The organism is Aeromonas popoffii (assembly GCF_000820025.1).
Classification (GTDB): domain Bacteria; phylum Pseudomonadota; class Gammaproteobacteria; order Enterobacterales; family Aeromonadaceae; genus Aeromonas; species Aeromonas popoffii.
In genome coordinates this window covers 51,593-74,111 of the sequence record NZ_CDBI01000014.1, presented here as the reverse complement: position 1 = coordinate 74,111, position 22,519 = coordinate 51,593, and the positions used below count along the sequence as shown (strand labels likewise).

20 protein-coding genes, 1 tRNA gene and 1 pseudogene are annotated in these 22,519 nt (G+C 61.7%); 12 read left to right on the top strand and 10 right to left on the bottom strand.

Annotated features, from left to right (window positions below; translation table 11 throughout):
* Positions 1-3 precede the first annotated feature (3 nt).
* The gene (locus tag BN1129_RS02605; RefSeq protein ID WP_042034315.1) at positions 4-372 is read right to left on the bottom strand and encodes a response regulator; all 369 of its coding nucleotides are present in this window, start codon (positions 370-372) and stop codon (positions 4-6) included.
* A 695-nt stretch (positions 373-1,067) separates the two neighbouring features.
* Between BN1129_RS02605 and hybO the strand changes: the two genes are divergently transcribed.
* The 11 genes from hybO to BN1129_RS02550 all read left to right on the top strand — a co-directional run bounded on the left by hybO (position 1,068) and on the right by BN1129_RS02550 (position 12,189).
* Positions 1,068-2,201, top strand: coding sequence for a hydrogenase 2 small subunit (gene hybO, locus BN1129_RS02600; RefSeq protein ID WP_042034313.1), 1,134 nt, complete (start codon positions 1,068-1,070; stop codon positions 2,199-2,201).
* Positions 2,202-2,203: 2 nt separating this feature from the next.
* Positions 2,204-3,223: a hydrogenase 2 operon protein HybA gene (gene hybA, locus BN1129_RS02595; RefSeq protein WP_042034311.1), complete on the top strand. Its 1,020-nt coding sequence runs from the start codon at positions 2,204-2,206 to the stop codon at positions 3,221-3,223.
* Positions 3,216-4,403: a Ni/Fe-hydrogenase cytochrome b subunit gene (hybB, locus tag BN1129_RS02590; RefSeq protein ID WP_042034310.1), complete on the top strand. Its 1,188-nt coding sequence runs from the start codon at positions 3,216-3,218 to the stop codon at positions 4,401-4,403. The genes hybA and hybB overlap by 8 nt, the downstream gene beginning before the upstream one ends.
* The gene (gene hybC / locus BN1129_RS02585; protein WP_042034309.1) at positions 4,400-6,103 is read left to right on the top strand and encodes a hydrogenase 2 large subunit; all 1,704 of its coding nucleotides are present in this window, start codon (positions 4,400-4,402) and stop codon (positions 6,101-6,103) included. The genes hybB and hybC overlap by 4 nt, the downstream gene beginning before the upstream one ends.
* Positions 6,103-6,633 carry a HyaD/HybD family hydrogenase maturation endopeptidase gene (locus BN1129_RS02580; RefSeq protein WP_042034307.1) on the top strand — a complete coding sequence of 177 codons (531 nt, stop codon included), beginning with the start codon at positions 6,103-6,105 and terminating at the stop codon, positions 6,631-6,633. The genes hybC and BN1129_RS02580 overlap by 1 nt, the downstream gene beginning before the upstream one ends.
* A complete protein-coding gene (gene hybE / locus BN1129_RS02575) occupies positions 6,615-7,142 on the top strand; it encodes a hydrogenase-2 assembly chaperone (protein WP_042034306.1) in 528 nt (175 codons plus the stop codon). The genes BN1129_RS02580 and hybE overlap by 19 nt, the downstream gene beginning before the upstream one ends.
* Positions 7,143-7,257: 115 nt before the next feature.
* Entirely contained in the window at positions 7,258-8,865 is a 1,608-nt protein-coding gene (locus BN1129_RS02570) for an ABC transporter substrate-binding protein (protein ID WP_042034305.1), read from the top strand.
* Positions 8,850-9,860 carry an ABC transporter permease gene (locus tag BN1129_RS02565; protein WP_042034304.1) on the top strand — a complete coding sequence of 337 codons (1,011 nt, stop codon included), beginning with the start codon at positions 8,850-8,852 and terminating at the stop codon, positions 9,858-9,860. The genes BN1129_RS02570 and BN1129_RS02565 overlap by 16 nt, the downstream gene beginning before the upstream one ends.
* Entirely contained in the window at positions 9,850-10,662 is an 813-nt protein-coding gene (locus BN1129_RS02560) for an ABC transporter permease (RefSeq protein ID WP_042034303.1), read from the top strand. The genes BN1129_RS02565 and BN1129_RS02560 overlap by 11 nt, the downstream gene beginning before the upstream one ends.
* Complete coding sequence (locus BN1129_RS02555; protein WP_042034302.1) at positions 10,656-11,408, top strand: ATP-binding cassette domain-containing protein; 753 nt, start codon at positions 10,656-10,658, stop codon at positions 11,406-11,408. Before BN1129_RS02560 ends, BN1129_RS02555 begins: the two co-directional genes overlap by 7 nt.
* Before the next feature lie 139 nt (positions 11,409-11,547).
* The gene (locus tag BN1129_RS02550) at positions 11,548-12,189 is read left to right on the top strand and encodes an ATP-binding cassette domain-containing protein (RefSeq protein ID WP_042034300.1); all 642 of its coding nucleotides are present in this window, start codon (positions 11,548-11,550) and stop codon (positions 12,187-12,189) included.
* Positions 12,190-12,294: 105 nt separating this feature from the next.
* Here BN1129_RS02550 and hypB read toward each other — a convergent pair.
* A pseudogene (hypB, locus tag BN1129_RS02545) lies at positions 12,295-13,044 on the bottom strand (hydrogenase nickel incorporation protein HypB); the annotation flags it as partial.
* Between hypB and BN1129_RS24640 the strand changes: the two are divergent.
* Positions 12,982-13,380: a hypothetical protein gene (locus BN1129_RS24640; RefSeq protein ID WP_244463013.1), complete on the top strand. Its 399-nt coding sequence runs from the start codon at positions 12,982-12,984 to the stop codon at positions 13,378-13,380. The pseudogene hypB and the gene BN1129_RS24640 sit on opposite strands and share 63 nt — an antisense overlap.
* Here BN1129_RS24640 and hypA read toward each other — a convergent pair.
* The 8 genes from hypA to BN1129_RS23040 form a co-directional block, all read right to left on the bottom strand.
* Positions 13,358-13,699, bottom strand: coding sequence for a hydrogenase maturation nickel metallochaperone HypA (hypA, locus tag BN1129_RS02540; protein WP_042034298.1), 342 nt, complete (start codon positions 13,697-13,699; stop codon positions 13,358-13,360). The genes BN1129_RS24640 and hypA overlap by 23 nt on opposite strands.
* A gap of 69 nt (positions 13,700-13,768) precedes the next feature.
* A complete protein-coding gene (gene hypE, locus BN1129_RS02535; protein WP_042034296.1) occupies positions 13,769-14,773 on the bottom strand; it encodes a hydrogenase expression/formation protein HypE in 1,005 nt (334 codons plus the stop codon).
* An 85-nt stretch (positions 14,774-14,858) separates the two neighbouring features.
* Positions 14,859-15,971, bottom strand: coding sequence for a hydrogenase formation protein HypD (hypD, locus tag BN1129_RS02530; protein ID WP_042034295.1), 1,113 nt, complete (start codon positions 15,969-15,971; stop codon positions 14,859-14,861).
* Positions 15,965-16,216, bottom strand: a complete 252-nt coding sequence (locus tag BN1129_RS02525; protein ID WP_042034294.1) for a HypC/HybG/HupF family hydrogenase formation chaperone — start codon at positions 16,214-16,216, stop codon at positions 15,965-15,967. Before BN1129_RS02525 ends, hypD begins: the two co-directional genes overlap by 7 nt.
* 5 nt (positions 16,217-16,221) lie before the next feature.
* Positions 16,222-18,636, bottom strand: coding sequence for a carbamoyltransferase HypF (gene hypF, locus BN1129_RS02520; RefSeq protein ID WP_042034293.1), 2,415 nt, complete (start codon positions 18,634-18,636; stop codon positions 16,222-16,224).
* Complete coding sequence (selB, locus tag BN1129_RS02515; RefSeq protein ID WP_042034292.1) at positions 18,633-20,564, bottom strand: selenocysteine-specific translation elongation factor; 1,932 nt, start codon at positions 20,562-20,564, stop codon at positions 18,633-18,635. The genes hypF and selB overlap by 4 nt, the downstream gene beginning before the upstream one ends.
* Positions 20,565-20,568: 4 nt before the next feature.
* A complete protein-coding gene (gene selA / locus BN1129_RS02510; protein ID WP_042034291.1) occupies positions 20,569-22,008 on the bottom strand; it encodes an L-seryl-tRNA(Sec) selenium transferase in 1,440 nt (479 codons plus the stop codon).
* 302 nt (positions 22,009-22,310) lie between these two features.
* A tRNA-Sec gene (locus BN1129_RS23040) sits at positions 22,311-22,402 on the bottom strand.
* Positions 22,403-22,519 lie beyond the last annotated feature (117 nt).

Sequence of the window (22,519 nt, the reverse complement as noted above, 5' to 3'; positions counted from 1 at the left end):
GCATCATGGTTGCACCACCTTGTAAACATTATCGAGCAGCTTGAGTGGCTCGAACGGCTTGGTCAGCCAGACCCGGGCGCCGGCCTCGAACCCCTCTCGCTTGATCTGGTCGGAGTCCTCCGTGGTCAGCATGATGAAAGGGAGGTAGCGGGTCGTCTGCTGCGCCTTGACCCGTCTGAGCAGCGTCATGCCATCCATGCCAGGCATGTTGAGGTCTGAAATAATGAGGTGTACGCGTCGCTTTTCCAGCTGGATGAGGGCGGCCTCACCATCGTCTGCTTCTATCACGTCAAAACCGGCGCTGCTGAGCGTCATGGTGATGGCTGCCCTGATCCCGACGGAGTCATCCACCACGAGTATGGTCTTGCCCATAAGTCATCCTCTCGGCGCTACATCAGGAGGGGGCCCCAAGCGCAGGGGCGAGGCCTGCTCAGGTCCTCAGTGATAATTGTTGTTCAAGAGTCTGATGTGGGAGATATTTTTTATATTGAATCCGGCTTTGGGAGACACTTGGCACTGTTTGTGCAGTCTCCTGTGGGGTCGAGGTGTGACGTGCGGGAAAGGGCCCTGGCGATGATGCGGTTCTGCCTGAATAAAAAGCAGCTGAATGGGCGCTGCCATGAGCACGATATTGACGGAGCAACCATTGATGATAAATATCATTGGCAAGTCTGCCCCTGTTTTTACATATATGGCCACAAGTGATAAGGTATATTTTATTGGCCTCTTTATTTTATGGCGATCACTCATGGCTGCTAACATTAGCTATTTAAAAATAGTGTGACACCGCATTCATTTTTATTATTTAACATCAAAAGCTAACGAGTGATTTTTATGGTTTTAATTCGTATGGATTCAAAAATACCCTTTTGTGGGTATTTTTTGGCTCGTTGATGGGTTATCTAACTGCATGCTGTATATGGTTTTTTAAATTAATGATGATGAGTTATATATCTGGGTAATGTCTCGCAGCTTGATGGAGATCAACACGGGAGGAGAGGGGAGTCCTTAGCATTTCCGCTATTAAGCATTTATCAAAAAAGTGCTCGCTAACGGGAATAAGAAAAATGGTCGAGGATAATGTTTTATCGGCTCATGGAATTAATCGCCGTGACTTTATGAAATTGTGCGCCGGGATGGCCGCAACCCTGGGATTAAGCCAGCATGCCGTGGCCAAGATGGCCACTGCGCTCACTGGCCCCGAGCGGCCACCGGTGATCTGGATTGGGGCGCAGGAGTGTACCGGTTGCACCGAGTCGCTGCTGCGGGCTACCCACCCCACCATAGAAAACCTGATCCTCAATACCCTTTCGCTGGAGTACCACGAAGTGCTCTCGGCGGCCTTTGGTCATCAGGCGGAAGAGAACAAGCGCAACGCCATCGAGCGCTACAAGGGCAAGTATCTGCTGGTGGTGGATGGCTCCATTCCACTCAAGGATGGTGGTGTCTACTGCATGGTGGCCGGAGAGCCCATCGTCAACCATATTCGCCGTGCTGCTGCCGATGCGGCTGCCGTCATCGCCATCGGCTCCTGCTCCGCCTGGGGTGGTGTGCCCGCCAGCGGTGGTAACCCGACCGGGGCCGTCAGCCTGGAAGAAGCGCTCGGCAATATCGGCACCCCGATCATCAATATCCCGGGTTGCCCGCCCAATCCCCACAACTTCCTCACCACGGTTGCTTACTACATCACCTACGGCAAGCTGCCTGCGCTGGATAGCAAGAAGCGTCCGCTGTTTGCCTACGAGCGACTCATTCACGAGAACTGCGAGCGCCGTCCGCACTTCGATGCGGGTCGTTTCGCCAAGGCGTTCGGTGACGAGGGCCACCGTCAGGGCTGGTGTCTCTACCATCTGGGCTGCAAGGGACCCGAGACCTACGGCAACTGTTCGACCCTGGAGTTCTGCGATGTGGGCGGCGGTATCTGGCCGGTGGGCATAGGCCACCCCTGTTATGGCTGCAACGAACAGGGGGTCGGTTTCAGCAAGGGGATCTTCCAGCTCGCCAAGGTAGAGAACCCGACTCCGCGGGTGGAGAAACCCGATGTGGCAATTCAGGAGGGAGGATACATGTCGCCGATGGCCACCGGCCTCATCGGTGGTGCCCTCGGGGTGCTGGTGGGGGTGAGTCTGATGACGGTGCGTGAACTCGGTCGCCAGCAGAAGCGCCATGAAGCCGGGCAGCCCCCATCACGGGAGGAGTGACCGTGAACAGACGCAATTTCCTTAAATTCGCCTCCGCCAGCGCGCTGGCGGCAGGGGCCGCCGCGCCCAGCAGTGCCAGGGCTGCGGCCAAGAACAAACCGCCCATTCCCGGTGCGATCGGCATGTTGTATGACTCCACCCTCTGCGTCGGCTGTCAGGCCTGTGTGGCCGAGTGTCAGCGTCTCAACGGTAACCCGGCCAATCCGGCGGGGGCGCAGACCTGGTCCAACAACGACAAGCTGACCCCCTACACCAACAGCATCATTCAGGTGTGGAATAGCGGCAGCGGGGAGCACAAGGATCAGCTGGTGGATGGCTATGCCTACATCAAGAAGCAGTGCATGCACTGTGTCGATCCCAACTGTGTCTCCGTCTGTCCGGTGCAGGCTCTCAACAAGGATCCCAGGACCGGTATCGTTCACTACGACCCGAACGTTTGCACCGGCTGCCGTTACTGCATGGTGGGCTGTCCGTTCGATGTGCCCAAATATGACTACGACAACCCGCTTGGGGCGATCCACAAGTGCGAGCTCTGCAATCAGCAGGGGCTGGAGCGGATCAGCCAGGGCAAATTGCCTGGCTGTGTCGAGGTGTGCCCCACCGGCGCCGTGATTTTCGGCACCCGCGAGGGGCTGATGGCCGAGGCAAAACGCCGTTTGCTGGCGAGCCCCGGTAGTGAATACGCCTATCCGCGCCAGACCCTCTGCGCCAATGACCCTTATCTGCATGACGTGCCCAACTACCAGCCTTACGTCTATGGCGAGAAGGAGGGGGGCGGCACTCAGGTGCTGGTGCTGGCCGGTGTGCCCTATACCAGGCTCGACATGCCCGACCTGCCGGAGCTCTCCTCCGGTGCCCGCTCGGAGCATATCCAGCACACCCTCTACAAGGGGATGGTGCTGCCCATGGTGGTGCTGACCGGGCTGTCGGTGCTCATTCGCCGCAACGCCAGTAAGCACGATCAGGCGCATCCTCATGACGAGGAGCAGGGCAAAGAGCAGGGAGGCAAGGATAATGAGTAATCACAAGGCGTATCCCCTCGGCGGCAAGCTGGTCAGCTGGCCGGTGCTGGTGTTGGCCCCCTTTGCCGTGCTGTGCGGCATGCTGATCGTGAAGCGCCTCATCTTCGGGCTGGGCTCGGTCACTGACTTGAACGGGGGGTTCCCCTGGGGTCTGTGGATCTCCTTTGACCTGCTGATCGGGACCGGTTTCGCCTGCGGCGGTTGGGCATTAGCCTGGGCTGTTTATGTGTTCAACCGGGGTGAGTATCACCCGCTGGTGCGCCCAGCCCTGTTGGCGAGTCTGTTCGGCTACTCGCTGGGCGGCCTCTCCATCACCATCGATGTGGGGCGTTACTGGAACCTGCCGTACTTCTACCTGCCCGGTCACTTCAACACCGCCTCTGTGCTGTTCGAGACGGCGGTCTGCATGACCATCTACATCGGGGTGATGGCGCTGGAGTTTGCTCCCGTGCTGTTGGAGAAATTCGGCTGGGAGGCGTCACTCATTCGCCTCAACAAGATCATGTTCTTCGTGCTGGCGTTGGGGGCACTGCTGCCCACCATGCACCAATCCTCCATGGGCTCCCTGATGATAGTGGCGGGGGAGAAGATCCATCCGCTCTGGCAGAGCTACGAGCTGTTGCCGGTCTTCTCCTTGCTGACCGCCTTCATCATGGGTTTTTCCATCGTGGTATTTGAAGGATCCCTGGTGCAGGCCGGGCTGGCGGGGCGTGGCCCCAATGAGAAGTCGCTCTTCTACAAGCTGACCCAGGTGATCGACATCTTCCTGATCCTGTTTGTGGCGCTACGTTTTGCCGAGATCGTTATCCACGACAAGTCGGCCTATCTCTCCGAGTTCAACCGCTTCTCCATCATGTTCTGGAGCGAGATCGCGCTGATGATATTCCCGCTGCTGGTGTTCCACTGGGACAAGAGCCGCCGCGATTCGCGCATGTTGTTCCTGGGGGCCCTCAGCATGCTGCTGGGCGCGGCGCTCTGGCGACTGAATTACTCCCTGCTCGCCTTCAACCCCGGCAATGGCTACCACTACTTCCCCTCCGCGGCGGAAGTGCTGATCTCCCTTGGCTTCGTCGCCATCGAAGTCTGTGCCTATTTGCTGTTGATCCGGCTCTTGCCGGTACTGCCATCACTTGAACGTGTTCACCAAGATTATCAGGCCCGAGGGAAAGCCAACGTATGAGCCAACGTATCACCATAGACCCCATCACCCGCATTGAGGGGCACCTGCGTATCGACTGCGAAATCGAAGGCGGCATCGTCACCAAGGCCTGGTCGTCCGGCACCATGTGGCGCGGGATGGAGGAGATCGTCAAGGGCAACGATCCGCGCGATGCCTGGATGATAGTGCAGCGGATCTGCGGGGTATGCACCTCGATCCACGCCATCGCCTCGGTGCGGGCGGTGGAGAACGCCATCGGCGCCAAGGTGCCGGTCAATGCCCAGTTCATCCGTAACCTCATCATCGCGGCCCACAACATCCACGATCACATCGTTCACTTCTACCAGCTCTCCGCGCTGGACTGGGTGGACATCACGGCAGCCCTTGAGGCTAATGCGCAAAAAGCAGCGGATATCCTCAAGGGGGTCTCTACCTGGTCCCTCAACAGTGCCGATGAGCTGACCAAGGTGCAGGAGAAGATCCGTGCGCTGGTAGCCAGCGGCCAGCTCGGCATCTTTGCCAACGGTTACTGGGGTCACAAGGAGATGAAGCTGAGCCCGGAGGTGAACCTCATCGCCGTGGCTCACTACCTGCAGGCACTGGAGTGCCAGCGCGATGCCAACCGCATCGTCGCCATTTTGGGGGGCAAGACCCCGCACATTCAAAATCTGGCGGTGGGTGGGGTGGCCAATCCCATCAACCTGGATGCACCGAGCGTGCTCAACCTGGAGCGGCTGCTCTATGTGAAGAGCTTCATCGACCGGCTCAGCGAGTTTATCGAGCAGGTCTACAAGGTGGATGCCGCCATCATAGCCGCGCACTACCCCGAGTGGCTGCACCTGGGGCAGGGGGCCAAGCACTACCTGAGCGTGCCTGAGCTCCCCACCGACGCCGACGGCGGCAGCTTCCTGATGCCGGGCGGCTATATCGAGAATGGCAATCTGGCGGGATATCGCCCCATCGAGAGTCATCAGGATGGCTGGCTGATGGATGGCATCGCCGAGAGCAACAAGCACGCCTGGTATAAGGATGACGCTCCCCTCAAGCCGTGGGAGGGCAAAACCGAGCCCAACTACACCGGCTGGCAGGACGATGGCAAATACTCCTGGGTCAAATCCCCCACCTTCTACGGCAAGGTGGTGGAGGTGGGGCCGCTCGCAGACCTCCTGGTGAAACTGGCCGCCAAACACCCGGAGACGGTGGCGCACTTCGACCAGTTGAACGGCATTTATAAAGCGCTCACCGGCTCGGCCATCAAGACCGAACAGCTGCACTCCACCATGGGTCGCATCATAGGCCGCGCGGTGCGCTGCTGCGTGCTCAAAGACACCCTGGCGCACCAGTGGAAGGCGCTGGTCGACAACATCGGCAAGGGGGACTTCACCGCCTACATCAAAGCCGAGATCCCGGCGGACAAAGAGTTTCGCGGGGTGGGCTTTGAAGAGGCGCCGCGCGGCATGCTCTCTCACTGGATCGTCATCAAGGAGGGCAAGATCGCCAACTATCAGGCGGTGGTGCCCTCGACCTGGAACTCGGGCCCGCGCAACTTCAATGACGAGCCCGGCCCCTACGAGCAGGCGCTTGTGGGCACCCCGGTGGCGGATCCCGCCAAGCCGCTGGAGGTGGTGCGCACCATCCACTCGTTCGATCCCTGCATGTCCTGCGCGGTCCATGTGGTGGATACCCAAAGTGGCGACGTGACTCAGGTGAAGGTGCTGTGATGAACACTCTGATCCTGGGCGTGGGCAACCTGCTGTTGAGCGACGAGGCGGTGGGCGTGCGTATCGTCGAGGCGCTGGGGCGCGAATACCGTTTCGCCCCCGGCATCGAACTGCTCGATGGTGGCACGGCTGGCATGGAGCTGCTCGACGCGATGGCCAGTCGCGATCACATCATTCTGGCGGATGCGGTGCGCAGCGGTAACCCGCCGGGCACGGTTGTGACCCTGCAAGGTGACGAAATCCCGACCCTGTTTGGCCGCAAGATCTCCCCGCACCAGCTGGGGCTGGCGGACGTGCTCTCGGCGCTGCACATGACGGGGGAGTCGCCAACGCGGCTCACCCTGATCGGCATTGAGCCTGAATCCCTCGAACCGCGCATCGGCCTCACCCCCGTCGTGGCGGCCGCCATGGGGGAGGCGACGGATCGGATCTTGACTCTGCTGGCCAGTGTTGGCGCGCCCGCCATCCCGCTCTCCGACGCCGAGCGGGCAAAACAAGAGCAGGAGGGGCTATGGCGCAGTCCCATGTAGGCGAGGTTGATGCCGTGCAGGAACGCGAGCAGGAGTTCATCGGTTTTGCCACCAATCCCGCAACCCTGCTGGTTGCCCAGTATGAGCGGATCGCCCGCGAAGAGATGCAAGGGCTCCCCTTCTATCACGCCACCATGCCCATTGTGGCCGAGTGCGTGCTGTTTGAAGATCAGTGGCTCGGTTGCGTGCTCACCCCCTGGATGCTGAGCGTGGTGGTGTTGCCGGGGCCGGATCAGTGCTGGCCGGTGCGCAGCAGCAGCGATCGCCTCGCTCTGCAGCTCCCTTGCGGCAACATGACCTTTATGGTGGGCGAATTGCCCGAGACGGGTCAGCAGCTGGCCTGCTCCCTGATGTCGCCGCTTGATCCCCATCTCGGGGCCGGGGAGGGGCGAGCGCTGGTGAGCAGCACCCTCAAGATGCTGCTCTCCTTGCCGGTTCAGCAAGGGGCCAGCGGTGTGGATCTGGGTCGCAGACGGCTATTCGGTGCCCGGCGTGGCCAACCGGCATAGCCGCTAGGTTTCACGCGAAATCAAGTTTAGAATAGGGGCCCGTTTTGGCCCCTCACTCGCTTCTTCGTCTGACGTTTTTCTTCGAGGTGAGTGGTACAAACGAACAAGGAATCTTATGACCATTCAATACCATGGCCGCCGCAAGGGCGTATCTGTCGTCGCTGCCACTTTGCTGGCCCTGCTCTCGGGCGGACTCGCTCATTCGGCACTGGCCGCCCAACCTGTGCCTGCCGAACTCACACTCGCCATCGGCGCAGAGCCCACCGAAGGGTTTGACCCCCTGCTTGGCTGGAGTCACGGCAGCTACCTGCTGCTGCACAGCCCGCTGCTTAAACAAAACGCCGATCTCAGCTGGCAGGATCTGCTCACCCAATCGGTGACCCCGAACAAGGATGGCAAGGGGTGGCTCATCACTCTCAAGCCTGATCTGACATTCTCCAACGGCGCACCGCTCACCGCCGAGGATGTGGCCTTTACCTACAACAGCGCAGCCAAAGGCGGTGGCAAGATCGACATGGGTAACTTTGTCTCTGCCAGGGTGGTCTCGCCCACCGAGGTGGCCATCGTCTTAAGTGCCCCCCAGAGCACCTTTGTCAATGTGCTGGGATCGCTCGGCATAGTGTCAAAGCGCGATTACGATCCCAAGGCATACGCCCAACAGCCTGTCGGCGCCGGCCCCTACCGACTGGTGAGCTTCCTGCCCGGTCAGCAACTGGTGGTGGAGGCAAACCCCTATTACGCCGGTGGCAACAATGATTTCAAACGGCTGGTGTTTGTCTTTATCGATGAAGAGAGCGCCTATGCCGCCGCCCAGAGCAGCCAGCTCGATCTGGTGCGCATACCCCCGTCGCTGGCGCCCACTGTGCCTGCCTCCCTCAAGCTCTGGGTACGGCCGAGCGTGGAGAACCGTGGCATCGTCTTTCCGATCCCCCCTGCGGGCGGCAAGGATGCCAAGGGCTATCCCATCGGCAACGACGTGACGGCCGATGTGGCGGTGCGCCGCGCCATCAACTACGCCATCGACCGCAAGCTGCTGGCCGATCAGCTGCTGGAAGGGCACGCCATCCCCGCTTACAGCGCGGTGGAAGGCTTGCCCTGGTTGAATAAAGCCACCGCCTTCAAGGATGGCGATACCGCCCATGCCAACGCCCTGCTCGACGAGGCTGGCTGGAAGATGGGCAGCGATGGCATTCGTCACAAGGGCTCGCTGCGCGCCGCCTTTACCCTCTGGTACACCAGTGGTGACAGCACTCGCCGGGATCTGGCGGAAGCGGTGCGGGCCATGCTCAAACCTATTGGCCTCGACGTGAGCCTCAAATCCGGCAGCTGGGAGCAGGTGGAGCGGGAGATGCACGCCAACCCGGTGCTGATGGGGTGGGGGAGTCTGGATCCCATGGAGCTCTATCACCACTACCAGAGCGGATCCGGCGGCGTTGAGTTCTACAACCCGGGCTACTACCGCAACCCTGTAGTGGATGGCCACCTCAAGCAGGCGCTGGATGCCCCGAACTGGCAGGCGGCGGTGCCGTTCTGGCAGCAGGTGGAGTGGGATGGTAAGAGTGGCGCCGGGGTGCAGGGGGATGCTGCCTGGGCCTGGCTGCTCAATGTGCAGCACACCTATCTCGCCAACCGCTGTATCGACCTTGGCAAGGGGGCGCCGGAAATTCACGGTAGCTGGTCCCTGCTCAACAACCTCTCTGACTGGCGGTGGACGTGCCGTTAAGTTCGCCCTTGAGTCATTCCGGTTATCTGTTGCTAAAAGCCCTGCTGCGTCTGGCAGGGCTCTTGTGTCTGGTCTCTGTCGCCACCTTTGTGCTGCTCAGCTACTCCCCCATTGATCCCATCAAGGCCTATATCGGCAACGATCTGCTCCATGTGCCGCCCGAGCAGTACGCCCGCATTGCCGCCCGCTGGGGACTGGATCAGCCGCTGTGGCTGCGCTACTGGCGCTGGTTTAGCCAGGTGCTGCAGGGGGATCTCGGTTACTCCATGCTCTACAACGCGCCTGTGGCTCAGGTGATTGGCAGCCGCTTTGCCGCCTCCTTCCTGCTGCTGGCGGGGGCCTGGCTGCTCTCCGGTTTTTTTGGCATTCTGCTGGGGCTCTGCGCCGGTCGCTATCTCAACCGCTGGCCCGATCGCCTTATTTGCCGCTTTGCTTACTTGCTCGCCTCCCTGCCCACCTTCTGGGTTGGCCTGCTGCTGCTCGCGCTGTTTGCTGTGCACTGGCCGCTGTTGCCGGTCTGCTGCGCCTGGACGCCGGGGCTCTCTGCCGATGAGGCGGACTGGCTGATGCGATTGCGCCATCTGTTGCTGCCGGTCACCACGCTTGCGCTGCTCGGAGTGGGCAACATTGCCCTGCATACCCGGGGGCGGGTGGCCGAGGTGTTGGAGAGCGACTTTATCCGCTACGCCCGCGCCCAGGGGGATGGCGGCTGGCCCATGCTGCGTTTTCATGTGCTGCGCCACGCCCTGACCCCGGCGATCTGCCTGCAGTTTGCCTCCCTCGGTGAGCTGATTGGCGGATCGCTGTTGGCGGAGAAAGTTTTCTCTTATCCGGGGCTCGGGCAAGCCACCGTGGATGCGGGGCTGCGGGGAGATATCCCCTTGCTGATGGGCATAGTGCTCTTTTGCACCTTGCTGGTCTTTATTGGCAATACGGTGGCCAGTTTGCTGCTGGCGCGCATCAATCGGGGCTGGGAGGGTGAGCATGCTGTTTAATCCGCTCCCCTCAATATTGCGCCTGGGCGTGGCCCTGATTGGATTGGCGCTGCTGGCTGCTTATGGCTGGAGCCTCTCTCATCAGGATGTACCGATGGATCTGCTGGCGCGCCAGCAACCCCCCTCGCTGGCCCACTGGTTCGGGACCGATCAGATGGGGCGGGATCTCTGGTTGCGGGCCTTTCAGGGTACCCTCACCAGTCTGGAGCTGGGCATCAGCACGGCCCTGTGTAGTGGTCTGCTGGCCATGGTGGCGGCAAGTGTGTCGCTCATTCATCCCAGATGCGATGTGGCGGTGCGCCTCGTGATCGACGCCATGCTGGCGCTGCCCCATATGCTGCTGCTGATCCTGATCTGTTTTACCGTGGGGGGCGGCATGCGCGGGGTGATCCTGGCGGTGGCGCTGACCCACTGGCCCAAGCTGGCGCTCATTCTCTGCGCAGAAGCGCGGCGGATCGCCTGCAGCGACTACGTGGTGCTGGCTCGCTGTCAGGGGATGGGGGCGCTGCGTCGCTGGCGTACCCACCTGCTGCCGGGGTTGCTGCCCCAGTGGTTTATCGGCACCTTGTTGATGTTTCCCCATGCGGTGCTGCACAGCGCGGCCTTGAGCTTTCTCGGCTTTGGGCTGGCGGCCCACGAGGCCTCCCTGGGCCTGCTGCTGGCCGATGCGTTGCGTTATCTGGCTGGCGGCGGCTGGTGGCTGGCCCTCTTCCCTGGTCTGATGTTGCTGCTGCTGGTACTGCTGTTTGATCAGGCTACCCGCGCCCTGCAGCAGCTCTGGTTTGGGGGTGAACCATGCTGAGTTTTGACCATGTGACCATAGAGGCGGCCCACTACTCCTGGTTGGGGCGGCGCAGTTGGCAGCCTTTGCTGACCGATATCAGCCTGCAACTGGCGCCGGGGGAGATAGTGGCGCTGGTGGGGGGGAGCGGCGAGGGCAAGAGCCTGCTGCTGCAAAGCGCCCTGAGCCTGCTGCCGGACAACCTGCGGATGCGCGGCACCCTCTCCCTCGATGGCACGCCCCTGTGCGACGCGAGCCGGGCCCGTCTGCGCGGCCACACTCTTTGCTATGTGCCGCAGGGGGTCAGCGCCCTCAATCCGCTGCTGACGGTGGAGCGCCAGCTGGGCCGCGCGGCGCATCTGTGCGGCCAGAACGGTACCCGCGAGCGGCTCGGCGAGCAACTGCTGCGCTACCAGCTGCCTGCGGCCACCCTGGACAGATTCCCGCGCCAGCTCTCCGGCGGCATGGCCAAGCGCATTCTGGCCTGCGCCGCGGCGCTCGGTGGTGCTCGCTACATTTTGGCGGACGAGATCACCGCCTGGCTCGATGACGGGCTGGCCTGCCTGTTGATCGGCCAGTTGCGTGAATTGGCCAATCAGGGCAGCGGCATCCTCTGGGTGACCCACGATCTGGCGCTGGCGGCCCGCTTTGCCGATCGCATAGTCGCACTGCATCAGGGGCAGGTGAGCGATACCTTGAGCAGTCACCATCTGCGCCAGGGGCTGGGGAGCGAGATGCTCCGTGCCCACTGGCAGGCGCTGCCCTAGTTCAACGCGCTCTTTCCTGCTACGTCGGAGATCTCCTGATGATTGAGTCGCAGGAATGGATCATCTGTCTGGCTGCGGGTGTTCAGTGGCAGGTATTGCCGGAGTTCAACACGCTCTTCTCTGTGCCGGAGGTTTCCTGATGTTTGAAGTACGAGATCTTACCCTTGCCCAGGGGGCACGCCCTCTCTGGCAGGGGTTGTCGCTGACGGTGAAAGCGGGCGAACGGCTCGGCATCTCTGCCCCCAGCGGTTATGGCAAAACCACGCTGGGGCGGGTATTGGCGGGTTGGCAACCGGTTAGGGCGGGCGGGCAGATCCTGCTGGATGGGCAGCCGGTGCCTGAACAGGTTACAGGCTATAACCCCATCCAGCTGGTACCCCAGCACCCCGAACTCACTTTCAATCCCTATCGCACCACCGGGCAGGCGCTGTGGGATGTGTGGCGCCCCGATGACGCCATGCTGGCTCGCTTTATGGTCAAGCCCGAATGGCTAAGTCGCAAGCCGGGTCAGCTCTCCGGTGGCGAGCTTGCCCGCATCGCATTGCTGCGCGCCCTCGATCCCCGCACCCGTCTGTTGATTGCCGATGAGGTGACCGCCCAGCTGGATCCGCAAATCCAGCGCCAGCTCTGGCTGGAGTTGATGCGCGAGTGCGAGCAGCGTGGGCTCGGCATCCTGATTTTTAGCCACCAACAGGCGCTGCTGCGCCAGATCTGTCATCGGGTGCTGCGCTTTGGTGAGGTACCTGCTGAGCAGGAGCCGATGGTTTGCAATGTGGCCTGAGGGCTGGGGGTGAGGGGGGCGCAGTCAGCACAATAAAAGAGAGGGAGGCATCAGCCTCCCTCTCTTTTTATCCTCCGTTAGCAACGGCGTTTAACCGGTTCAGGTTCAGGCCGTGGCCAGCCAGTTAAGCCAGGCATCCATCCCTTCACCCGTGGTGGCGCTCACCTGGATCACCTGAATATAGGGGTTGACCCGTTTGGCGTTCTCGATGCAGCGGGCCACGTCAAAGCTGACGTAGGGCAGCAGATCAATCTTGTTGATCACCATCAGCTGGGCGGCGGCAAACATGTCCGGGTATTTGAGGGGCTTCTCTTCCCCTTCGGTGACCGAGAGGATCGCCACCTTGTACTTCTCGCCGAGGTCGAAGCTGGCGGGGCAGACCAGATTGCCCACGTTCTCGATAAAGAGGATGCCCCCCTCATTGGCGGGCAGCTGGTGGCAGGCGTCGTGGACCATCCTGGCGTCCAGATGGCAGCCCTTGCCGGTGTTGATCTGCACGGCAGGTACGCCGGTGGCGCGAATGCGATCCGCATCGGCACTGGTCTGTTGATCCCCTTCGATCACCGAGCAGGGGCGCTTGTCGGCCAGCTGGCGCAGGGTTTCGCACAGCAAGCTGGTCTTGCCTGAACCCGGGCTAGAGACGAGATTGAGCACCAGCTGGGCCGCTTCGTTGAAGTGCTCACGGTTGTGGGCCGCCAGGGCATTGTTCTTGGCCAGCACGTCCATCTCGATGGCGATCAGCTGGCGCTGCCCCATGCCGGGGACCGACAATCCCGCTTCCCCTTTGCCGTAGTGCAGATCACCCTGCTGGTGGTCATGGTCATGGTCATGGTCATGGTCATGGTCATGGTCATGAGGATGCGCGTGGGAATGGCCGTGGTCATGAGAGTGGGGATGATCATGATGGTGCTCATGATCTTCTACACCCGCAGGTGCCCGTACCCCGTGGTAGTGGTGATGGACATCTCCCTGATGGTGATAGTGGTGGTGAATGATCAGGGTGCGCGGTGCGCTCTGCTCATGGTCATGATGATGATCGTGCTTATGACCATGTTCATGGTGGTGCTTATGAGCGTGCTCATGGTCATGATCGTGGGGGTGTGCATGGTCATGATCATCTTTATGGCCGGCGATCCGCGCCTGGCCGCATCCGCATACGCTACACATATCAACTTACCTCGATGTCGGTGATGCGCAGGCTGTTCCCCTGCGCGACGCGTAATTTGTATCCGCCACACTCGGGGCAGGCCTGCCCGCGCTCGGTGAGGGTGACCGTCTGGTTGCAGTCGTAACACCAGGCCTCTGCCATCTGGTGCTGAAAGTGGAGCTGGGCCCCCTCGACGGCGGTGCCCTTGGCGGCCGCCTCGAAACAGAATGCGATGGTGTCCGGGTCAACGCAGGAGAAGCTGCCAACCTCGAGCCAGAGGGCGGTCACCTTGTTAAAGCCCCGCTGGGTGGCCTGTTCGGCCGCCAGATCGATGGCGGCCATGGCCAGAGACATTTCGTGCATGGTGGCTCCTTAACCGATATGGGGAGGAGGAGTGACTCCTCTCGGTCATTGGGTAGACGGCATGGCCGCTCAACAGATCCGCGGCAGCAGTTCCCCTTGCGGCAGCTCCAGATAACGGCGGCTGCCCCAGGGGTTATTGAGGATCACCTTGTGGCGCTCGCTCGCCTGCACCACACCGATCTGGCTGGCTGTGGGGTTGAATGGTCGCAAGATGCCCAGCGCGTCCTGCGCCTGTTCGGCAGGCAGGGCCAGCACCATGGTCCCCTCGTTGGCGAGATCATGGGGCTCGAAGCCGTAGAGCTCGCACAGGCCGCGCACCGGATCACACACCGGAATGGCGGACTCCTCCAGCTCGATGGCAACGCCGGAGGCGGTGCTCCACTCGTTGAGCACGGCGGCGAGGCCACCGCGGGTGGCATCGCGCAGGGCGTGGGGGGTGATCCCCGCTTTCAGCAGCGCTTCTACCTGTGGCCAGAGGGTGGTGCAGTCGCTTTTCAGATCAGACCCCAGCTGCAGGGCGTCGCGGGCCATCAGGATGCATGCGCCGTGGCTGCCGATGTCCCGCGACACCAGAATGGCGTCACCAGCCTTGAGGTTGCGCACCGAGATGCCCCGGCTCTGTTCCGGCAGCGGAAAGGTGCCGACCCCGCTGGTGTTGATGAAGATCTTGTCGGCCGCCCCCTTGGGCACCACCTTGGTGTCGCCGCAGACGATGCGAGCGCCGCTCTTGGCAAGCTCCGCAGCCATCGACTCGACGATGCGGGCGAGATCGGCGTAGGGGAAGCCCTCCTCAATGATAAAGCTGGCGCTCAGATACTCGGGCTTGGCCCCCATCATGGCGAGATCGTTGACCGTGCCGGCGATGGCCAGCTTGCCGATATCGCCCCCCTCGAAGAACAGCGGCGAGACGGTAAAGCTGTCGGTGGTGAAGGCGATGGGGCCCTCTACCTGCAGCAGGGCGGCATCTTCACCGCGCAGCAGGATCTCGTTGCCAAAGTGGCGAAAGAAGAGCTGATTGATCAGCTGGTTCATCTCGACACCGCCGCCGCCGTGGCTAAGTTGGATTTCTCTCATCGGGTCTGGTTCTCCACTAGATTGCCGAAACAGGCTGGTTCATCCCCACTCATCACCCGACCGCCGTGGCTTAACTGGATTTCTTTCATTGGATCCCCATATATCGGTAGTAGGCATTGCAGGCCCCTTCGGAGCTGACCATGCAGCTGCCCATGGGCTGGGTCGGGGTGCAGCCCCGGCCAAAGACGTTGCACTGGTTGGGCTTGGCCAGCCCGCGCAGGATATCGGCGCACTGGCACGCCTTGTGGTCATCGATGGGGGTCTGGTCCAGCTGGAAGTGACGCTCCGCATCGCGCTTGGCAAAGGCATCCCGCAGGCGCAGGGCAGAGGCGTTGATATCCCCCAGACCCCGCCAGCGAAAGTGCTCGCGGGTCTCGAAAAAGCGCTCGACCAGCCGCTGGGCGGCTTTATTGCCACTGGCAGTGACGGCGCGGGTGTACTGCACCTCCAGCGCGTAGCGACCCTCCACCTTCTGGCGCACCATCATCAAGAGCGCTTCCATCACATCCACCGGCTCGAAGCCGCTCACCACCACCGGTACCTGATAGCGATCGACGATGGGCAGGTAGATATCGGCGCCTGTGATGACGCTGACGTGAGAGGGGCCGATAAAGGCGTTCACCTTGGCAACCCCGTCGGCCATCACGGCGTGAATGGCGGGGGGCACCAGCACATGGTTGATATGAAATAGAAGATTCTCGACCCCTTGCTCTTCAGCGGCAGCCAAGAGCGCGGCCGTCATCGGGGTGGAGGTTTCGAAACCGATGGCAAAGAAGACCACGGTTTTGTCCGGGTTCTCACGGGCGATACGCAGGGCATCGAGGGGGTCATAAACCGGGCGGATATCGCTCCCCTTGGCCCGTTGCTGGGCCAGCGTGCCTTTGGAGCCCGGCACCCGGATCATATCCCCCAGGGTGACCAGAATGACGTTCGGTTGGCGGGCCAGCTCGATAGCCTGATCGATGCGTTCTTTCGGCATGATGCAGACCGGGCAGCCGGGACCGTGGACAAACTCGATGCTGGCTGGCAGCAGCTGGTGCAGGCCGTACTTCATGATGGTGTGGGTATGGCCGCCGCACACCTCCATCACCCGCAGTGGTTCGGGCAGATCCTTGGCCAGTTCGGTGATCTGGACGGCGAGGGCGCGAATGACGTCGGGCTGACGAAAGCCCTGAAAGAGATCATTGAGTGTCAGCATGGCAAGATATCCTGATCGGGCATCAGAGCCACCATTTGGCGGAAGCTCTCGAGGCTGGCTTGCGCCTCCTCTTCATCAATCTTGCTCATCACAAAGCCGATATGAAGCAGCACATAATCGCCAAGGTTGAGGGGCTCTTCGAGCAGCATGCAGCTGATGCGCCGCTGCACCCCCAGGGTATCGACGGTGACGCAGTTATCTTCGGGGTGCAACTGCACCACCTGAGAGGGGATGGATAGACACATGGATTTCAGGACTCCGACAAGGTGGCACAACCGGCACTAACAGGCTGGTGCGCCGCAAGATGGTGGATGGCAAACCAGAGCTGACCGGCGGCGATGCCCCCGTCATTGAGCGGCAGGGTTTCGCTGGTCAATACCTGCCGGCCGGCTGCTTCGAGAGCGGGCACCAGCTCATCCATCAGTACCCGGTTTTGAAAGACGCCGCCCCCGAGCGCCACCGGATAACCGGGGAAGCGCTCGGCCAGTGCAACGACCAGAGCGCTGACAGCGCGGATAAAACCGGCGGCCAGGCTGGCGGTGGAGGTGCCTTTGCGCCGCTCGCTGATAAGCAGATTGAGCAACTCGGCCCACTCGATCTGCAGCGGCCCCTCTGCGCTCTGGTGCAGGCCAAAGGCGAGGGGGAAGGGCAATTCATCGGGGGTAAGCTGCAAGGCAGCTGCCTCCAGCAATAGCCCCGCTTCTCCCTCGTAGTCGGGGGTATCGATCACCCCCAGCAGCGCCGCCACGGCATCGAACAGCCGACCGATGGAGCTGGTGTAAGGGGCGTTGCGACCGAGATGCCAGAGCTGGTGCAGGTTGTTGATCCGCTCTGCTGGCAGTTGCTTGATCGCCGGAATATCGAGGGCGCTGATCTCCTCAGGGCTGTGCGATTCAAACAGCAGTCCCAACAGTTGGCGTACCGGCTCGCGGATGGCTGCCTCGCTGCCGATCAGCTTGAAGGGGGTGAGGTGGGCGATCCGCTCAAATCCCTGAACGTCTGCGATCAGCAGCTCGCCGCCCCAGAGGGTGCCGTCATCCCCAAGGCCGGTGCCGTCAAAGGCAACCCCCAGCACAGGGCCCATGATCTCATGCTCGGCCATCACTGCCAGCAGGTGGGCGTGATGGTGTTGCACCTCGAGGTGGGTGGCGTTGTGTTCGCGGCAATAGTGCTTGGCCCACTGATGGCTGAGGTAGCCCGGGTGGCAGTCCGATACCAGCAGTTCGGGCTTGAGATCGTAGAGATCGCGGAAGGTCGCGAGGGTCTGCTCGAAGTGCCCCTGCATCGGCAGGCTGTGCAGATCGCCGATATAGGGGCTGTAGATGCGCTGGCGGCCGAAGGCGAGCGCCAGCTGGTTCTTCTGCTGCGCCCCGACCGCCAGCAGCGGCACCTTGACCGCCTCTTTCAGGCTGGGGGTGCAGGGGGCGTAACCCCGGGCCAGCCGCAGGGTCTGGCGTCGCCCGCCTGCCCACTGCACCAGACTGTCGTCGCAGGGGTGCAGGATGGGACGGTTGTGATCCAGAATGCCGTCAATCTCGCTGCCTAGCTCCCTGACCACCGCCTCGCACTCGATGAGGATCGGGCTGCCGCGACCATTGGCGCTGGTGGCCACCAGCGGCATGGCGCATGCGTCCAGCAGCAGCTGGTGCAGCGGGGTGTAGGGGAGCATGACCCCGAGATAGGGGATGCCGGGGGCTATCCCCTCGGCCAGCGGCGCGGCTGGTTGTCGGGATTCGGACGACCGATCATCCTTGGTGCGCTTACGCAGCAGGGTAATGGGTCTGGCTTGAGAGGCGAGCAGCGTCCACTCGTCTTCGCTGCCGGTGACATGAAGCTTGGCATCGGCAAGGGAGCCCATCATCACCGCCAGCGGCTTGCGCGCGCGCCGCTTGAGTGTTCGCAATCTGGCAACACTCTGTTCATTACGGGCATCACATATCAGGTGATAGCCCCCCATCCCCTTGACCGCAATCAGGGCGCCCGCTTGCAGGGCGCGGGCGGCGGCGTGCAGGGCATCCTCGCGCTCGGCCAGGGCATCGCCGTGGCCGCTGCGCCAGCTGAGGTGAGGCCCGCACTCGGGGCAGCTCACCGGCTGGGCGTGATAGCGTCTGTCCAGCGGGTTTTCATAGGCCGCCGCGCAGCGCGGGCACATGGCAAAGCTCGCCATGGCGGTATGGGGTCTGTCGTAGGGGAGGCGGCGGATGATGGTGTAGCGCGGGCCGCAGTGGGTGCAGTTAGTAAAGGGGTAGTGGTGGTGGCGATCTTTGGGGTTTGCCACGTCCGTGGCGCACGCCTCGCACATCCCCTGATCCGGCGAGATGGCGACCGTGGCCGCGCTCTGCTGCTGGCTGGCTTTAATTCGAAACTGGCCATGAAAGGCGCCGTCGTAGTCGGGATTATGGTCGGGGTCAGCATCGCGGGGCAGTTCCCGCTCGCTGAAATGATCGATTCGGCTCAGCGGCGGCGCCAGTTCGCGCAGTTCGCGGGCAAAGCTGGCCAGCTGCTCGGGGGAGCCTTCAGCGCCGATAGTGACGCCATTAGCATCGTTCAGCACATAGCCGGTAAGGCCGTGGCGCAGTGCCAGCCCGTAGACGAAGGGGCGAAAGCCGACCCCCTGCACTATGCCGTCGATATGAAATTCGCGGCGCAGTCGGGTGGCCGTCATGCCGGCTCCTGCTGCAAGGCATCTTGAGTCTGTGGCAAACGCAGCACCCGACGCTCGTTCTCCTCGCGCCGCACCCAGCCATCCATCTCCATGCGCAGGCAGAACGGAATGGCGTATTTGCGCGACAAGCCGGTGATCTCCTTTAAGGATGCCATGTCGATCAGATCTCCCACCTGCTGGCCCGCCAGCACGGCGGCGACCATCTGGTTGTAAAGGGCGGCGTCGTAATAGATGGGGCCATCGAGCTGCACCAGATACTTGAGTCGTGCCAGATTGCGCAGCTGCTTTTGCAGCGCGCAGTTTTTTTGTAAACCATTGCGCAGCAAGCCCTGCTGCAGGGCGACGGGCAGCTTGCGGGTGATAAAGGGGTCCAGCTCCACGCCGCCGGGGCCCAGTTTACCGGGCTCGTAACCCTCCTTGCCTTGATCTCGCACCACCTTGAGTACCAGCTGTGCCTCTTGCCCCAAATCATCTTCCGACTCGCCACTGCCCGGCTGCCACTTGTCATGGTGCAGGCGAACAAGCTGCTCGCTCTTTAGCTGCTGGAGCAGGGCCTGAGTGACCGACAAGGCGATACCAAAGCGGGTCGCAAGCTCGGCGGCGCTCAGCGGTTCGCTAGCCAGCGTGGCGAGCAGTTGGTCGCGGCTTTGAGCCAGCCAGTGGTTGTCCAGCAGCCAGTCACCGAGGGGGGTAACGTGTTCAGGCCGCTCGTCAAAGCGGCTGGCCAGCACATAGCCGTTGAGCCCCAGTTGCAGGGTGGCCGGGTTGTAGTGCTCAAGCTCATCTGGCAGCTCGCCCAGCAGGGTGTGTAGCGCCTTGCGTTTGGCTGGGTGGATATCGCCGCACCAGACGATGCGGGCGCCGTGCAGCAGTTCACTGCTGCCATGGCGAATGATGGCAAAGGGCTGACCGAAGAAGCAGGGGATGGGGCTGGTAAAGATCAGCCGTGCCAGCCGGGTGTCTTTTATTGGTACAAAGCGAGCCCGGCCATGCCAGCTGCCGAGGGCTACCTCTACCTCCTGCGTGCGAAGCGTCTTGGTGCTCAGGCGCTCGGCGTTGAGCCGCACGATCAGGTGAGTCGCCGCCTCGCACTGGCCGGCAGCGCTGGTCAGGCAGTGACCGCGGGCCACCTCCTTGTGGGGCACTTTTTTCAGGCCCACCGCCACCCGACAGACGGCGCCAATCTCATCGACGCTCTGGTGATAGGCCTGCAGGGAGCGCACCTGCACTTCCCGATCGGCAGGGTAGAGGCGCAGCTTGTCCCCTACCTTGAGGCTGCCCTGCTGCAGGGTGCCGGTGAGCACAGTGCCGGTGCCGTTGGCGGTAAAGACTCTGTCTACATAGAGGCGCGGTGGCGCCTCTTCACAAGAGCGACGCGGCTCGCCCTGTTCGCGAGCCGCTTGTGAGGCTGGCAGATCGGCAAGTTGGCCCACGATGGCGGCGTGCAGGGCAGCCATATTGGCGCCGGTTTTGGCGCTGACGCTGACGATGTCGGGCACCATGCCGCTCTCGTCCATCACCCGCTCCAGCAGGCTCTCTTCCAACAGCAAAAGCTCGTCTGGGCTGACCAGATCGCACTTGTTGATGCAGACCAAGAGGCGCGGCACCCCCATCGCCTTGAGCAGGCGCAGGTGATCGCCGGTCATCGGCATCCACCCCTCGTCGGCGGCAATCACCAGCAGCACCAGATCCAGACTCCAGAGCCCCGCCACCATGTTGCGGATATAGCGCTCGTGGCCGGGCACATCGATGACGCCTATGGTGTTGCCCTGACCGTCGTCAAAGTGGGCAAAGCCGAGATCCTGGGTCATGCCGATGGCCTGCTCATGGGCGCGGGCTGTGGTGATGCCGGTGAGGGCCTTGATCAGCAGGGTCTTGCCGTGATCCACGTGGCCGGCAAGACCGATAACGGCGCGATAGGGGGTCATGGGATCAGGACTCCTCTGTTGCATTGATCGAGGCAGGTAGCAGCAGCTCGTTAAGCTGGGCGATCAACAGATCCATCTCGGTCTGCAGCAGGGTCGCCATATTGAGCAGCACCTTCTGCTGGCGCACGGTGGCAATCACCGGCACCGGCAGTTCGCGCAGGGCATCGAGCAGTTGCTGGGCCGGACGCGGGTCGGTGCACTCCAGCGCAGGCGCCGGATAGAACTCGTCCGGCAAGGTGCCGCCGCCCACCACCAGCTGGGCGGGGACGGGCACAAAGCAGCCGGGCAGGGCGGCCATCAGCTGGGAGGCTCTCGCCTGCATGGCGGCCGGGTTGCTCAAGGTGCGCTGGGCGATGCCCTCGCCGATGGGGGATTTGTTGAGCTTGTGAATGAGCAGGCGTTCGAGCAGGGAGTAGACGATGCGGCTTGGGCGGAAGGTGCGCATCATGGGGTGTTTTTCCAGCCGCTTGATGAGATCGCTGCGTCCGCTGATGATGCCCGATTGCGGGCCGCCCAGCAGCTTGTCGCCGGAGTAACAGACCAGATCCGCCCCCGCCTTGATGTATTGGCGCACCGAGGTTTCATCCGGCGCAAACTCTTCGGTGGTCAAGCCCGAGCCCTGATCCACCGCCAGCACCACGTGCTCGGGCAAGGCGCGGGCCACCTCGCCAATATCGGGGGATTCGGTAAAACCGCGAATGGCGAAATTGGATTTGTGCACCATCAGCACCAGCGCGGTCTGATCTGTGATGGCATCGAGGTAATCCTTGGCGGTAGTGATATTGGTGGTGCCCACCTCCACCAGTTTGGCGCCGGAGAGCGCCAGAATGTCGGGGATGCGAAAGCCGCCGCCAATCTGGATCTGCTCGCCGCGCGAGACGATCACCTCGCGCCCCTTGGCCACCTCTTGCAGCAGCAAGAAGAGGGAGGCGGCGTTGTTGTTGACCACCAGTGAATCCTCCGCCTGGGTGAGGCAACGGAGCAGGGGGGCGATCAGCCCCTTGCGCCCGCCGCGCTTGCCGGTGGCGAGATCCAGTTCCAGATTGTTGTACCCGGTGTTGAGGTCGCGCACCTCGTCCCACAGATCGGCACTTAACGGCGAGCGCCCCAGATTGGTGTGTACCAGGGTGCCGGTGGCGTTGATCACCCTAGTCTGACGCTGGCGCAGCTGCTGCTGGCAGCGCTTGGCAATCAGCGCCTCAATGTGCTCGGGGGCAACCCCGTGCTGGCGAAACGCCTCGCTCTGGCGCAGTTCGCTCAGGGTCTCGCGCACCGCCTGGGTCACCAGCGGGCGGCTCAGCGCATGGATAAACCCAGCGAGAAAGGGTTGCTGCAGCAGCTGTTCCACTTGCGGTAAGCGACGCTGTGGCAGTGAATCGTCGGCAGTCGGACCTGATACGGGCTGGCTGTGGGCGATGGCTGGCGCATGAGACGGGTTCGGCATGGGATTACCAGGGCAGTGCGTGGGTTTGGCATGCACACCGGTCGCCGATAAAGAGGCCGAGCTGACGGGTTATTTCAGTGCTGGCGGTTTGCGGATTGTTGCAAACATAGTGCATAAATAAATGGTCTATTTATGCTGATAAATTAATAGTTGGCCAGAGCAATAACCTGTGTTCGGATTATATTGGCAAGCGGCAAGCACCTTCTTTAAAGGTATTGCTTCAAACATATTGAACAAGCGATTAAAAATAGCATTCAGGCCAATAAACATCAGCGAGATGACATTTGCTCAATATATTAAATTGGCGGAAGAGGCAGGAATCGAACCTGCCAAAGCCTTCTCGGCTCACATCGGTTTTGAAGACCGAGGAGGCCACCAGACCCCATCAACTTCCACTATGGACGCTATTTTGTGGCAATTTTTTGTGACTGGCAACGCTTTTTTATCATAAAAAAGCGAGAGTTAGCGGTTTTTTGAAAAATCAAAAGAACCTTGTTTTATATCAAGTTCA